The sequence below is a fragment of the Pseudomonas sp. RIT-PI-S genome (assembly GCF_025642975.1).
Classification (GTDB): Bacteria; Pseudomonadota; Gammaproteobacteria; order Pseudomonadales; family Pseudomonadaceae; genus Aquipseudomonas.
Genome location: NZ_JANZKJ010000001.1, coordinates 746,982 through 760,801, shown reverse-complemented (window position 1 = coordinate 760,801; position 13,820 = coordinate 746,982). Strand labels below are relative to the sequence as shown.

Below are 13,820 nucleotides of genomic sequence, written 5' to 3'. Positions count from 1 at the left end.
AGACTGTAGCCGCCCCCCTGGGGCGGCCACGATCAAGCGAAGGAGTGTACATAGCGCAGTGCACATCGGGGAGAGCGAGAACGCGAGCAACAGACAAGCAATAATACCTTGCGTCAGCGCTTCGGCGAGCCGTCCGGGCGACCCTTGGGCGGCCGACGATTGCCGCCGCGTACGTCGCTCGGCCGCTCGGCGACCACCGAACCACGGGTAGAGGCCGGGCGTGGGCGCTGTTCGTCGCGCGGCTTGCGCGGCGCGCGCTCTTCGGCGCCTTCCAAGGCCGGCCGAACCTGGCGCACGCGCTCATTGCGGCCCAGCGGGCGGGCGGACTTGCGCTGCATGCGCTCGAGCTTGTCCTTGGCCTTGGCGGTTTGCACCGGCATGGCGACCGGCTTGAGCCCAACCTCGCCGCTGAGGATGTCCACCTCGTGCTGGCCCAGTTCGCGCCAGCGGCCCATCGGCAGGTCGGAGTTGAGGAACACCGGGCCGAAACGCACGCGTTTCAGGCGGCTGACCACCAGGCCCTGGGATTCCCACAGGCGCCGCACCTCACGGTTACGCCCTTCCATCACCACGCAGTGATACCAATGGTTGAAGCCTTCGCCACCCGGCGCTTGCTGGATGTCGGTGAACTTCGCCGGGCCGTCTTCGAGCACTACGCCCTCTTTGAGCCGGGCAATCATGTCGTCATCGACTTCACCGCGCACGCGCACTGCGTACTCGCGGTCCATTTCGTACGAAGGATGCATCAGCCGGTTGGCCAGTTCGCCATCGGTGGTGAACAACAGCAGCCCGGTGGTGTTGATGTCCAGGCGGCCGACGTTGATCCAGCGACCTTCACGCGGGCGTGGCAGGCGGTCGAATACGGTCGGGCGACCTTCAGGGTCGTCGCGGGTACAGATCTCGCCGTCGGGCTTGTTGTAGATGATCACGCGGCGCACCGTTTCGGCGGCTTCTGCGCGCTTGATCAGCTTGCCGTCAACGCTGATGGCGTCGTGCAGGTCCACCCGCAGGCCAAGGGTCGCGACCTTGCCGTTGACCTTGATCCGGCCTTCACCGATCCAGGCCTCGACGTCACGGCGCGAGCCCACGCCAATACGGGCCAATACCTTTTGCAGTTTTTCGCCGGCGGGCGGCTCTACAGGAGCCTGGGCGTCGAGTTCGTGTTCATTCATGGGGTGGCACCTCCCGGTGGGTAGAAAATACGGCGTCTTGCGCCGAAACAGGCTAGCCAAAGGCTCGCCGAAGGGCGCGAATCATACGCTCATTACACACGCCACGCACTTACCCAGGGAAAGTATTCGACCAGCGCATCACCCCTGCTGGTCGTCGTCGGCCTCGCGCGGCAAACCGCTGCCAACGCCCAATGGCGCCACCTCGAAGGCGGGCTCCGGGTCGGGCAGGTCGTCGAAGTCGGTTTTCAGCCCCGCCTCCAGGGTGTCGAGTTCGAGCAAAAGGCTGCGGAAACTGGTTTCTTCGCCCACCGGCGCGGCCTCGTCGCCGTCTTGCCCTGCACTGGCGTCGGCGAGCGCCTGCAAGTGCGCGGGCACCGGAAGATCTTCCTCGTCACCCAGCGGCCGCGGCTCCAGCTCGCGCAGGTCGGCCAGCGGCGGCAGCTCGTCAAGGTTTTTCAGGTTGAAGTGGTCAAGAAAGCCCTTGGTGGTGGCGAACATGGCGGGCCGCCCAGGCACCTCGCGATGGCCGACCACGCGAATCCACTCGCGCTCGAGCAGGGTTTTCACGATGTTGCTGTTGACCGCCACACCGCGCACGTCCTCGATTTCGCCCCGGGTGATGGGCTGGCGATAGGCGATCAATGCCAGGGTTTCCAACAGGGCTCGGGAATACCGTTGCGGGCGCTCTTCCCACAGGCGGCCGACCCAGGGCGCATAGCGCTCGCGGATTTGCAGGCGGTAACCGGAAGCGACCTCTACCAGCTCGAAGGCGCGGTTGTCACAGGACTTGCGCAGCAGGTCCAGGGCCTTGCGGAAAACCGTCGGCCCCGGCCGCTCGGCCTCTTCGAACAGCTCGTAGAGCCGGTCCAGGCTTTGTGGCTTGCCAGAGGCGAGCAGAAAGGCTTCGAGCAAGGACGCAAGCTCGCGGGGTTCGTTCAGGTTCATGGGTGCTTACATCTGGTCGTGGCGCAAGGGCCGGTGCGTTCAGTCTCCGCGCACCCGAACATGGATGGCGGCAAAGGGCTCATTTTGCACCAGCTCGATCAAAGATTCCTTCACAAGTTCGAGGATCGCCATAAAGGTCACCACCACGCCCAGCTTGCCCTCATGAGCGCCAAAGAGCTCGACGAAGGGCACGAAGGCGCCGCCCTTGAGTTTTTCCAGCACCTCGCTCATCCGCTCGCGGGTGGATAGCGCCTCGCGGCTGATTTGATGGCTTTCGAACAGGTCGTTGCGCCGCATCACCTCGGCCATGGCCAGCAGCACCTCTTCCAGGGCCACGTCTGGCAACAACCGGCGCGCCTTGGCCTGCGGCGCGTCCAACTGCGGCACTACGATCTCGCGCCCCAGGCGAGGCAAGGCGTCGATGCCTTCGGCCGCGGCCTTGAAGCGCTCATACTCCTGCAAGCGGCGAATCAGCTCGGCGCGCGGATCGCCCTCTTCTTCCTGCACCTCTGCCGAGCGCGGCAAGAGCATCCGCGACTTGATTTCCGCCAGCATGGCGGCCATCACCAGGTACTCGGCGGCCAGCTCCAGGCGGATGGTTTTCATCAGCTCCACGTAGGTCATGTATTGGCGGGTGATCTCCGCCACGGGGATATCCAGTACGTCGATGTTCTGCTTGCGGATCAGGTACAGCAGCAGGTCCAACGGGCCTTCGAAGGCCTCGAGGAAGACCTCCAGCGCGTCCGGCGGGATGTACAGGTCCTGCGGCACCTCGGTAAAGGCTTCGCCGTAGACCAGCGCCAGTTGCAGTTGGCCCCCGGGCTCCAGCTCGGCCACAGGCGTGGCGAGTTCGCTCATGCGCCCGCCAGGAAAGGCGCCGGGTCGCCGCAGCCCACCCGCACCACCTGCGGCTCGGCGCCGGACAGGTCCACCACGGTGGAGGCCGCCACCCCGCCAGGGCCCCCGTCGATTATCAGATCGACTTGGTGCTCCAGGCGCTCGCGCATCTCGTAAGGGTCGGCCAACGGCTCGGCCTCCCCAGGCAGCACCAGGCTGACGCTCATCAGTGGCTCGCCCAGGCTCTCCAGCAGGGCCAGGGCGATGGGGTGCTGTGGCACGCGAAGGCCGATGGTACGCCGCTTCGGATGCAGCAGCAGCCGCGGCACCTCACGGGTGGCGTCGAGGATAAAGGTGTACGGCCCGGGGGTATGCGCCTTGAGCAAGCGAAACGCGGCGGTATCCACCTTGGCGAACAGCCCCAGTTGGGAGAGGTCCCGGCACAGGAGGGTGAAATTATGACGGTCGTCGAGCTGACGAAGCCGACGTACCCGCTCGATCGCGGACTTTTCGCCGATCCGGCAGCCGACCGCGTAGGACGAATCTGTCGGGTACACCACTACGCCACCGGCACGGATGATCTCCACCGCCTGCTTGATCAATCGCGCCTGTGGCGTTTGTGGGTGAATCTGAAAGAACTGGCTCAATTCATATCCCTGCTGGTATGCATGCACGGTCATGACGAAAACGCTCCCACAACAGTGGCAGGTCATCCGGCATGGAGCGATAGCTGCCGATCTCTCCCCAGTTGCCGGGCCCGTGGAAGTCGCTGCCAGCGCTGGCCAGCAGCCCGAACTCCCGGGCAAGGATTGCCAGAGTACCTGTTTGCTCGTCCGCCTGGTGGCCATTGACCACCTCGATGGCATGGCCGCCAGCCTGAAGGTACTCGGTCACCAGGCGGCGGCGCTTGCTTCGATTGAAATCATAGTGCATTGGATGCGCCAGGCTGACCCAGGCATTGGCCGAGCGCAGCGTGGCGATCGTCGCCTCGAGGCTGGGCCAGTGCTGCTTGACGTCACCGATCTTGCCGGCGCCGAGCCATTTTCGAAACGCGGTGGGCCGGTCCGGCACGTGGCCCTGTTGAATCAGGTAGTCGGCGAAATGCGGCCTCGCCGGGGCATTGCGGCTGTCGCCCAGCGCAGCCTGGATGGCGCGGGCGCCTTCCAGCGCACCCGGCATGCCCTTGGCGGCCAGCCGGCGGTCGATTTCCTCGGCACGCAACCACCGGCCGGCATGCAGTTGTTCGAGCGCATCGTTCAGCGCTGGCGCATCCAGGGCAAAGCCATAGCCGAGCACATGAATGGTAGCACCGCCCCAGGTGCAGGACATTTCGACCCCGCTGACCCAGCCCATCCCCAGCGCAGCCGCGGCATCCCGGGCTTCGGTGAGGCCGTCGAGGGTATCGTGATCGGTCAGCGCCAGCAGGCGCACGCCATGCTCGTGCGCGCGGGCCACCACGCAGGCAGGGGCCAGCGCCCCGTCGGAGGCCGTGCTGTGGCAGTGCAGGTCAACATTCATGGCGGCGCTTTCGAGTTCAGGAAGGTTTGCTATTATGCCGCCACATCCCGCGCCTGGCTGCCATTGTGAAACAACTGATCGACTTTATCCCGCTGTTGCTGTTCTTCATCGTCTATAAAACCGAACCCCGCACCCTGGACATCGCCGGGCACAGCATCGCCTTCGGCGGCATTTTCAGCGCAACGGCCTTCCTGATCGGCAGCTCGCTGGTGGTCTATGGGTTCTTGTTGGCCCGCCAACGCCGGCTGGAGAAAAGCCAATGGCTGACCCTGCTCGCCTGCCTGCTGTTCGGCGGCATGACCCTGGCGTTCCATAGCGAAACCTTCCTCAAGTGGAAAGCCCCGGTGGTGAACTGGCTGTTCGCCCTGGCGTTCCTGGGCAGCCATTTCATCGGCGACCGGGTGCTGATCGAACGCATCATGGGCCATGCCCTGAGCTTGCCCAAGGCCATCTGGCAACGCCTGAACATCGCCTGGATCGTGTTCTTCCTGGTCTGTGGCGCGGCCAACCTGTTCGTGGCCTTTACCTTCGAACGCTTCTGGGTGGACTTCAAGGTCTTCGGCAGCCTGGGCATGACCCTGCTGTTCCTGCTCGGCCAGGGCCTGTACCTGTCGCGGCATATGCATGACCGTTCGCCCACCACCAAAACCGAGGACTGACATGCTCTACGCAATCATCGCCACCGATGTCGCCGGCTCGCTGGAACAGCGCCTCGGCACCCGCCCGGCCCACTTGGCGCGCCTGCAAGCATTGCAGGATGATGGGCGGCTGGTGCTAGCCGGGCCGCACCCGGCTATCGACAGCAACGATCCTGGTTCTGCTGGCTTCACCGGTAGCCTGATCGTCGCCGAGTTCGACTCCCTGGAGGCCGCCCGCGAGTGGGCAGAAGCCGACCCCTACAAAGCTGCCGGGGTATACGCCAGCGTGGTGGTCAAACCATTCAAGCAAGTGTTCCCAAGCGCCTGACCCATGAGCGAGCTGCTGCTGATCGATGACGACGTGGAGCTGTGCGAACTGTTGAGCAGTTGGCTGAGCCACGAGGGCTTTCAGGTTCGCGCCTGCCACGATGGTAAAAGCGCCCGTCGCGCGCTGGCCGAAGCCGCGCCGGCGGTCGTGGTGCTTGACGTGATGCTGCCGGATGGGAGCGGCCTGGAACTGCTTAAGCAGCTGCGCAGCGAGCACGCCGACCTGCCTGTGCTGATGCTCTCGGCGCGCGGCGAACCGCTGGACCGTATCCTCGGCCTTGAGCTGGGCGCCGACGACTACCTGGCAAAGCCTTGCGACCCGCGGGAATTGACCGCTCGCCTGCGGGCGGTATTGCGGCGCAGCCATCCAACGGCCAGCGCCAGCCAGATCGAAGTGGGCGACCTGACCTTCAGCCCGGTGCGCGGAGTTGCCAGCATCGATCAGCACGATATCTCCCTCACGCTTTCGGAAAGCCGCATCCTCGAGGCCCTGCTGCGCCAGCCAGGCGAGCCGCTGGGCAAACAGGAGCTGGCGCAACTCGCGCTGGGCCGCAAGCTCACCCTCTATGACCGCAGCCTGGACATGCATGTGAGCAACCTGCGTAAGAAAATCGGCCCCCACCCCGACGGCCGCCCCAGGATCGTAGCCCTGCGCAGCCGCGGCTATTACTACGCCGCCTAGGCCGCGCCGCGGTTCTGCACAGCCCAGTGCAGATACTTCGCGTACAGAGCCAAGGTTTACCTTCCCTTTACCCGCCCATGACCGCCCTTGACGAACGCCTGCGTAGACTGAACTCATCCGGTAAACGACCGGCGACGAGACAAGGAGATTCACCATGCGCAAGACTCTCACTGCCCTGCTGTTCGCAGCCACCCTGCCGACCCTCGCCATGGCGTCCCAGGGCCCCGGCAATGCACCTGACGAAGGCGCGCGCCCTGGCATGGCGATGATGCACCACCGCGGGCCTGGGCTGTTCGAAGGGCTGGACCTGAACCGCGACCAGCGCCGCCAGGTGGGCAAGCTGATGGGCGAGCAGATGCAGCAACGTCGCGACATCACCAAAACCTACCTGGCCAAGCTGCCGGCACCTGAGCAAAAGGCGATGCACGACGCACTGGCGGCAAGCGAAGCAAAAACCCGCGGCGACATCCGCGCTGTGCTGACCCCTGACCAGCAGAAGCAGTTTGACCAGATGACCAAGAAGCAGGATGAGCGCCGCGCCGAGTGGGCTGAATTCCAAGCCTGGAAAGCGCAGAAGGATCACAAGGCGCAATAAGGCGGCGATACGCCGTAGCCCCACAAACCCGGCCCGTTTGGCCGGGTTTGTCCATTCATAGCAGAGGTGCCCCGTTGCGTTCATTGTTCTGGCGGATCCTGGCCAGCTTCTGGCTGGCAATTACCCTGGTCGCGGGCTTGTCGCTGCTGATGGGGCACGTGTTGAACCAGGATGCCTGGATCCTCAGCCGGCACCCGGCGCTCAAGGATTTCTCCGAGCAGTGGACCCAGCGCTTCGAAACCGACGGGGCGGACGCCGCCGAGCAAATGCTGGAGGAGCACAAGCGCCGCTATCACGTGGATACCCAAGTGCTGAACGAAGCTGGCGAGGCCGTAGTGCCGGGCACCTTCCCGCGCCGGGCCCAGGCGTTCGAAGCGCGCCAGAGCCAGGACGACCGCCAACTGCCGTGGCGGCGGCTGACCACCGAATACACCAGCCCCAGCAGCGGCGACACCTACCTGTTCATTTACCGTATACCGCACCCGGAACTGGACGCCTGGCATCGCGAAAGCCTGCTCTGGCCGGTGGGCGCGCTAGGGATCGCGCTGGTGGTGCTGACCTTGTTCAGCTTATTGGTCACGCTGTCGATCACCCGCCCGCTGCAACGGCTACGAGGGGCAGTACATGACCTGGGACAGGCCACTTACCAGCAACACAGCCTGGCTCAGTTGGCAGCACGGCGCGACGAATTTGGCGTGCTGGCCAATGATTTCAACCGCATGGGCGCGCGGCTGCAAAGCCTGATCAACAGCCAAAGGCAATTGCTCAGAGACGTTTCCCACGAGTTGCGCTCGCCCTTGGCACGGCTGCGCATCGCCCTGGCCCTGGCCGAACGCGCAGGGCCTGAAGAGCGCGAGCGGCTGTGGCCGCGCCTGACCCTGGAATGCGACCGCCTCGAATCCTTGATCAGTGAGATCCTGGTGCTTGCCCGAGTGGATGCGGAGCAGGCCAGCGCCGAAGCCGTGGACTTGCAGCCGTTGCTGGCAGGCATCGTCCATGACGCCAGGCTGAGCGCGCCGGACCAAGACGTCATGGTCACGATCGCCCCAGACATGGCCTTGCGCGGCTGGCCCACCCTGCTCGAACGCGCGGCGGATAACCTGCTGCGCAATGCGCTGCGGTTCAACCCAGCGGGGCAGGCCATCGAGGTAAGCGCCCAAGCCTACGCCAGTGGCGTGACGATCAGCATCCGCGATCATGGCCCCGGTTGCGCCCCTGAACACTTGGCCCAGTTGGGTGAGCCGTTCTATCGCGCCCCTGGGCAGGCCGCTGCCGGTCACGGCCTGGGCCTGGCCATTGCCCGCCGCGCGGCGGAGCGCCACGGCGGGCGGCTGGTGCTGGAGAACCACCCGCAAGGCGGCTTCGTGGCTAGCCTGGAGCTGCCATTCGAACCGCCTTCGGCGGCCTGAAGGGGCCGCCAGCCCTCGCAGAGGGCTCTAGGTGCACACAAGTCGGCTCGAAATTCCGTAGGCGCCATGCTTGGCATACGCAGCGCAGGCAGGGCCTGGCCCCTACGGGGTGTAACGGGCTAGCGCGCGGCGTCATCGGCCGAGCTACCCGGCCAAGGCGCGACGAAACCGTCCGGGGAGAGGCGGCTTGCGGGGCGCGGTGGGTTGGCCGGCGTACCCAAGTAAATGAAGCCGATGATCTGCTCATGCGCCCCCAGGCCCAGCCCTGCCGCCACCGAAGGGGCGAAGGACAACTCGCCGCTACGCCACATGGCGCCAATGCCTTGGGCGTAAGCCGCCAGTAACAACCCATGAACGGCGCAACCGGCGGCCAGCACTTGTTCGGATGCAGGCACTTTCGGATGCGGCTGAACCACGGCGATGGCCACTACCACGAGCGGTGCGCGCAGCGGCGCTGCCCTGGCCTTGTCGATCGCGGCCTGGTTGCTTTCGCCGCCCTTCTGCGCCGCGGCCGTGGCCAAAAGCTCGCCCAAGGCTTCGCGAGCCTGCCCTTCGACGGTCAGGAACCGCCAAGGCCGCAGTTGGCCGTGATCGGGGGCGCGCATCGCCGCTTCGAAGAGAATCTGCCGCTGTCTGGCATCCGGGGCCGGCTCCACCAAGCGACCCACGGACACACGCTCCAGCAAGGCTTCCAAGGCTTCCATCGCTCACTCCCTTTCAAGTCTGAGCAGGCAGTCTAACGTTTACAGGGAATGTCTCGCAGGTAAAATGTGCGGCCCTTACCGGCCAGCGTGGGCTCAATGTCACTGTCGACCCTCAGAGTCATCGGCTTCATCATTGGCATTTTCCTGCTGACGCTCGCCGTGAGCATGACGATTCCGATGCTCACCCTGGTGATCTTCGAGCGCACCGACGACCTCCACAGTTTCCTCTGGGCCAGCCTGTTGACTTTCGTCGCCGGCCTGGCGCTGATGATCCGCGGCCGCCCAGAACAGAGCAACCTGCGCCCCCGCGACATGTACCTGCTCACCGTCAGCAGCTGGGTAGTGGTGGCCGTCTTCGCTGCCCTGCCCCTGCGTTTCACTGCCGGGATCAGCTATACGGACGCCTTCTTCGAGAGCATGTCGGGCATCACCGCGACGGGCTCTACCGTGCTAAGCGGGCTGGATACGCTATCGCCGGGGCTTCTGATCTGGCGCTCGCTGCTCCATTGGCTCGGCGGCATCGGCTTTATCGCCATGGCCGTGGCGATTCTGCCCCTGCTGCGCATCGGCGGCATGCGCCTATTCCAGACTGAATCCTCGGACCGTTCGGAAAAGCTCATGCCGCGCTCGCACATGGTGGCCAAGTCCATCGTGCTGGTATACGTGGGGATCACTTTCCTTGGCACTCTGGCCTTGTGGTGCGCAGGCATGAGCCTGTTCGATGCCGTCAACCATGCCATGTCGGCGATCTCCACCGGGGGCTTCTCGACCTCTGACCAGTCTTTGGCGAAATGGCAGCAGCCGGCGGTGCATTGGGTGGCGATCGTGCTGATGATCCTGGGCAGCCTTCCCTTCACCCTCTACGTCGCCACGCTGCGCGGCAATTACCGGGCATTGCTGCGGGACCAACAGGTGCAGGGGTTTATGGTCATGCTATTGCTGTGCTGGCTGGTGCTAGGAGGCTGGTACTGGTGGAGCACATCCCTGCCCTGGTACGAGGCCCTGCGGCACGTGGCGTTCAACGTGACCTCAGTGGTGACCACCACCGGCTTTGCGCTCGGGGATTACAGCCTATGGGGCAACTTCGCGTTGATGTTCTTCTTCTACCTGGGCTTTATCGGCGGCTGCTCGGGCTCTACCGCCGGCGGGATCAAGATCTTCCGTTTCCAAGTGGCGTTCATCTTGCTGAAGGCCAGCCTCAACCAGCTGATTCACCCACGCGCAGTGATCAGCCAGAAGTACAACCGGCATCGCCTGGACGAAGATATCGTGCGCTCGATCCTTACGTTCTCGTTTTTCTTCGGCGCCACCATCGGCCTGATCGCACTGGCGCTGGGCTTGCTCGGCCTGGACTGGATGACCGCGCTCACCGGCGCCGCCAGTACGGTTTCGGGCGTCGGCCCGGGGCTCGGCGACACCATCGGCCCGGCAGGCAATTTCGCCTCGCTACCCGATTCCGCCAAGTGGTTGCTGTCTTTCGGGATGCTGCTGGGCAGGCTGGAAATCATCACCGTGCTGGTGCTGTGCGTGCCGGCCTTCTGGAGGCATTGAGGCCAACCCGAGCATTGGCTATTCTCAGCTCAACCCCACCGCGCAAGCCGGAGGCAACCATGAGCAAAACCCGTGACTTCGCCAGCTTCGCCGAGTTCTACCCCTACTACCTCGCCGAACATAGCAACAGCACCAGCCGACGCCTGCACTTCGTGGGCACCAGCCTGGTGATTGCCTTCGTGACCTACGCGGTCGCCACCCTGAACTTCTGGCTGTTGCTCGCCGTGCCGATTGCCGGCTATGGCTTCGCCTGGGTAGGCCACTTTTTCTTCGAGCACAACCGCCCGGCTACCTTCAAGCACCCGCTATACAGCCTGATGGGCGACTTCGTGATGTTTCGAGACCTGATCACCGGCAAGCTGGCGTTCTAAGCAACACTGCCCGTAGCGGTCGTGCTTGCCCGCAATCGCATCCAGCGCTAGCGACCGCGGGCAAGGCCGGACTTTACGGAAAAGGCCTTGCGACCCGCACCGTAGCCTCATAACCCCGAAAGCAACTGGCGCGCCGCTTCGCGAGTTGGCTCGTCGCCGTCCTGCAGCAGCTCGTGCAACAGCCAACTGGCCTCTTGCTGTTCTCCCCGGGCCAACAACGAGCGCGCTTGGTCAAGGCGGTCCGCCGATTGTGCCTGGCTTTGAATGTCGTCGAAGTCGATGCTCAGATCGTCCAGGTCCGGCAGTGCGTCAGCCGGCGGCTCGAAACCATCCCCGGCGCTCTCGTGCTGCCCTATCCCTTGAAGCTCCAACTCGCCTATGCCAGGCGTACCCGTCGGCTCATCAGCAAAACTATCCAGGAAGGCCGCATCCAGGTCGTCGCCTGCTTCCTCGAGGGGGGCCAGGGGCTCGTCGGCGAAGTCGCTGAGAAACTCCTCCTCCGGTAACTCCAGCACCTCCGGCAGCTCGCGCAGGTTCGAGAAGAACAAGCTGTCGGCCGCCGCCAAGTTGTCTTCGGGCTCTATCTCTTCCACATGGGCCGGCCGCCCAGCAAGCGCGGGCGGTGGTTCGAACGGGTCCATCGAGGACCAGTCGGCATCCAGGGACACATCGTCCAGGTTGAGGTGAAACTCGTCCGCCTCGCTCTCCCGCCCGCCACTGGCCAACGGCGCTATGTCAGCCGGATCGCCCAAGTCGCCGAGGGCGTCGAAGTCGATATCCAGGTCCGAGGCGGCACTCCCTGACGCTTGGCCATCGTCCTCCAAACCAGGGGAAGCGAACGAGGAACGCTCGTCAAAGGGCTCCGCCGGGGGGGTATCCGACAAGCGTGGTGCCAGGTCTGCGGCCATCGCCGCGCCGGCTGCCAGGGCTACCGCCGCCGGCGCGAGCTTCGGGAAACGTGAACGGGTCTGGTCCAACACTGCATCTTGCTCACCGTTGGCTCGCAAGGCGGCCTCCTCTTCCGCATAGGCGTGGGCATTGCCTTGCAGGCCAAGCACTTCAAGGATGCGCAGGCGCAAATCACGGCGCTCGGGTTGGCGCTGCAGGCCTTCACGCAGTACACCGAGCGCCTCGTTGAAGCGGCCGTAGGCGATATAGATACTGGCCGCGTCCAAGGCATCGGTCGCCGGCGCCTGTTCGCGTCGAGCGGCGGCTGGCGTGGCGCTGTCGGGTTCGGCTTGCGCAGCCAGGGATTCGGCCTGGCTGGTAGCTGAAACCACGGCGGGCAACGTGGCGGCTTCGGAAGAGGCAGGGCGTTGCCGCCGCCGCTGCAACAGCCAAGCGCCGACCAGCAACAACAGCGCAACCAGCGCGCCCAGCTGCAATAGCCAGGTGAGGTCATCGGTTTCTGGCGCTACGGGCAGCGCCGTGGCGGGCGCGGGCGGGTTCACCGTAGGCCGCGCAACGGTGGGCGCAGGCGCAGGCGTGGATGTCGACGAAGCTGAAGGCAAGGTCGTGGTCTGGCCAGGGTTGGCGGTCGCGGTCGCGGTGGCGGGTGCAGGCACCGGCGGCGTGACCACCGCCGCCGCGCCGGAAGCCGCCGCACCACTCGCAGAACCCGGCGCAGGCGTGGCCGGCGCCGGGGCTAAGGCATTGCGCGCGGCCGCTAGCGCTTGGGCCTCGGCCAACCGTGATTGAAGCTGGGCCAGCTGCTCGTCCTTGCTAGCGCGCTCGTCTTCCAACTCCTGCATGCGCGCTTGCAGGTTGTCCAGCGATTGCTGCAGCTGCTGGTTCTGCTCCGCCGTGGCGGTGAGCTGCTCGCTGGCAGATGCTTGCTTCGTCGCGTTGCTGTCTTGGCTGGTTTTTTTGCGCTGCGCGGCGGGTGGCGGGCTTGGCGGCTGAACCGGTGTCGGCATGGGCGCAACCGAGGATACGGCCTCGGCCGGCGCATTGGTGGCCACGAGCGGCGGGGCCAATGCAACACTGCCTGGCGGATCGATCAACAACGTGTAAGTGCGTAGCAATTGCCCGCTTGGCGGGGTGACCTGAACGATGAAGTTCAGGTATGGCTCGGCCACGACCTTGCTGGAACTGACGTGAATGACCTTCCGCCCGTTGCGAAACATTGGTGTAAAGCGTAGGTCGGTCAGGAAGAACGAGCGGTCCAGCCCAGCGCGGGCGAATTCTTCCGGCGTGCCCAGGCTGACCCGGATGTCGTTTTCATCGAGCCCGGCGCTATCGGTAAGCGCGATGTCTGCGTTAAGCGGTTGGTTCAACGACGAATGCAGGGTGATGTCGCCCAAGCCCAGCGCACAGGCAAGGTTCGACCATGCCAGCGCACAGCCGCCAACTACCGAATAGAACGCCAACCGCGTGGTCGATCGAGGCGCGGACCGGGCGGTGCGGGTAAAACGCTTGCGCATAAGCATCCCTTGGGAACGACTTCCACAGCCTTCCTTATAGCCTGTGGCTGGAGAAACTCAAAGCACCAACGCGGGCTCGCCGTCAGCCGCGCTTTTCGAGATTAGCTAGAACCTTAGCGTGAACCGCCATGGCTGTAGCCAAATCCTGCGCGCTGATGCCGGTGAAGAGTTCGACCCGCAGTGCATTGGCAATGGTTTCGATCTGTTTGATCAGCGGCAGCGCCGATTCGCTCAGGCTGATCTGCTTGGCCCGGCGGTCTTCGACCACCGCCTGGCGGCGAACCAGCCCTTGGGTTTCCAGGCTGTCCAACAAGCGCGCCAGGGTGGGGCCTTCCACGCCAACGCTTTGCGCCAACTCCCGTTGCGTTGGCGCCGTTTCGAAACGCGCCAGATGCAGCAGCACCAGCCAGCGAGCCTGCGATAACCCTAGCCCAGCCAACCGGCGGTCGAGCTCGGCGCGCCAGCCGCGAGACAGCTGGGCCAGCTGCATTCCGAAACGGTGTTGATCAGTCAAAGGCATAGGTAACTCGTATCACTACACAATTAATAGCGAGCTAATCATGGCCGCCACCGCTTGGCAAGCCGACACCCTCCCGTTACGCAAGCCGTCCCAGGCTGTATCGGATGGCCACCCCCGCTTCTATAAGG

The 13,820-nt window shown here is 64.7% G+C and carries 15 protein-coding genes; 7 read left to right on the top strand and 8 right to left on the bottom strand.

The annotated features are described in order from the left end of the window. Window positions 1-113 precede the first annotated feature (113 nt). The 5 genes from rluB to OGL93_RS03505 all read right to left on the bottom strand — a co-directional run bounded on the left by rluB (window position 114) and on the right by OGL93_RS03505 (window position 4,472). Window positions 114-1,172, bottom strand: coding sequence for a 23S rRNA pseudouridine(2605) synthase RluB (rluB, locus tag OGL93_RS03525; protein ID WP_263260974.1), 1,059 nt, complete (start codon window positions 1,170-1,172; stop codon window positions 114-116). Between the two features lie 138 nt (window positions 1,173-1,310). Next, complete coding sequence (scpB, locus tag OGL93_RS03520; protein WP_263260973.1) at window positions 1,311-2,117, bottom strand: SMC-Scp complex subunit ScpB; 807 nt, start codon at window positions 2,115-2,117, stop codon at window positions 1,311-1,313. A gap of 39 nt (window positions 2,118-2,156) precedes the next feature. Then, window positions 2,157-2,855, bottom strand: coding sequence for a ScpA family protein (locus tag OGL93_RS03515; RefSeq protein ID WP_263261106.1), 699 nt, complete (start codon window positions 2,853-2,855; stop codon window positions 2,157-2,159). 116 nt (window positions 2,856-2,971) lie between these two features. Then, entirely contained in the window at window positions 2,972-3,601 is a 630-nt protein-coding gene (locus OGL93_RS03510; protein WP_263261105.1) for an L-threonylcarbamoyladenylate synthase, read from the bottom strand. A gap of 1 nt (window position 3,602) precedes the next feature. Continuing rightward, window positions 3,603-4,472, bottom strand: coding sequence for a PHP domain-containing protein (locus OGL93_RS03505; RefSeq protein ID WP_263260972.1), 870 nt, complete (start codon window positions 4,470-4,472; stop codon window positions 3,603-3,605). 65 nt (window positions 4,473-4,537) lie between these two features. Between OGL93_RS03505 and OGL93_RS03500 the strand changes: the two genes are divergently transcribed. The 5 genes from OGL93_RS03500 (at window position 4,538) to OGL93_RS03480 (ending at window position 8,123) form a co-directional block, all read left to right on the top strand. Beyond that, window positions 4,538-5,131: a septation protein A gene (locus OGL93_RS03500; protein WP_263260971.1), complete on the top strand. Its 594-nt coding sequence runs from the start codon at window positions 4,538-4,540 to the stop codon at window positions 5,129-5,131. A gap of 1 nt (window position 5,132) precedes the next feature. Continuing rightward, on the top strand, window positions 5,133-5,438 hold the full coding sequence (locus OGL93_RS03495) for a YciI family protein (RefSeq protein ID WP_263260970.1): 306 nt from the start codon (window positions 5,133-5,135) through the stop codon (window positions 5,436-5,438). Window positions 5,439-5,441: 3 nt separating this feature from the next. Further along, window positions 5,442-6,119 carry a response regulator transcription factor gene (locus OGL93_RS03490; RefSeq protein WP_263260969.1) on the top strand — a complete coding sequence of 226 codons (678 nt, stop codon included), beginning with the start codon at window positions 5,442-5,444 and terminating at the stop codon, window positions 6,117-6,119. Between the two features lie 154 nt (window positions 6,120-6,273). Then, entirely contained in the window at window positions 6,274-6,714 is a 441-nt protein-coding gene (locus OGL93_RS03485) for a Spy/CpxP family protein refolding chaperone (RefSeq protein WP_263260968.1), read from the top strand. Window positions 6,715-6,788: 74 nt separating this feature from the next. Continuing rightward, window positions 6,789-8,123, top strand: a complete 1,335-nt coding sequence (locus tag OGL93_RS03480; RefSeq protein ID WP_263260967.1) for a HAMP domain-containing sensor histidine kinase — start codon at window positions 6,789-6,791, stop codon at window positions 8,121-8,123. Window positions 8,124-8,242: 119 nt separating this feature from the next. Here OGL93_RS03480 and OGL93_RS03475 read toward each other — a convergent pair whose 3' ends face one another. Further along, the gene (locus OGL93_RS03475) at window positions 8,243-8,827 is read right to left on the bottom strand and encodes an NAD(P)H nitroreductase (RefSeq protein ID WP_263260966.1); all 585 of its coding nucleotides are present in this window, start codon (window positions 8,825-8,827) and stop codon (window positions 8,243-8,245) included. Window positions 8,828-8,923: 96 nt separating this feature from the next. Here OGL93_RS03475 and OGL93_RS03470 point away from each other — a divergent pair, with 96 nt between their 5' ends. Together OGL93_RS03470 and OGL93_RS03465 are read left to right on the top strand one after the other, a co-directional pair. Further along, window positions 8,924-10,378, top strand: a complete 1,455-nt coding sequence (locus tag OGL93_RS03470) for a TrkH family potassium uptake protein (protein WP_263260965.1) — start codon at window positions 8,924-8,926, stop codon at window positions 10,376-10,378. A 59-nt stretch (window positions 10,379-10,437) separates the two neighbouring features. Beyond that, the gene (locus OGL93_RS03465) at window positions 10,438-10,749 is read left to right on the top strand and encodes a DUF962 domain-containing protein (protein ID WP_263260964.1); all 312 of its coding nucleotides are present in this window, start codon (window positions 10,438-10,440) and stop codon (window positions 10,747-10,749) included. Window positions 10,750-10,856: 107 nt separating this feature from the next. Here OGL93_RS03465 and OGL93_RS03460 read toward each other — a convergent pair whose 3' ends face one another. Next, on the bottom strand, window positions 10,857-13,172 hold the full coding sequence (locus tag OGL93_RS03460) for a hypothetical protein (protein ID WP_263260963.1): 2,316 nt from the start codon (window positions 13,170-13,172) through the stop codon (window positions 10,857-10,859). A gap of 82 nt (window positions 13,173-13,254) precedes the next feature. Beyond that, on the bottom strand, window positions 13,255-13,692 hold the full coding sequence (locus OGL93_RS03455; protein WP_263260962.1) for a MarR family transcriptional regulator: 438 nt from the start codon (window positions 13,690-13,692) through the stop codon (window positions 13,255-13,257). Between the last annotated feature and the right edge of the window lie 128 nt (window positions 13,693-13,820).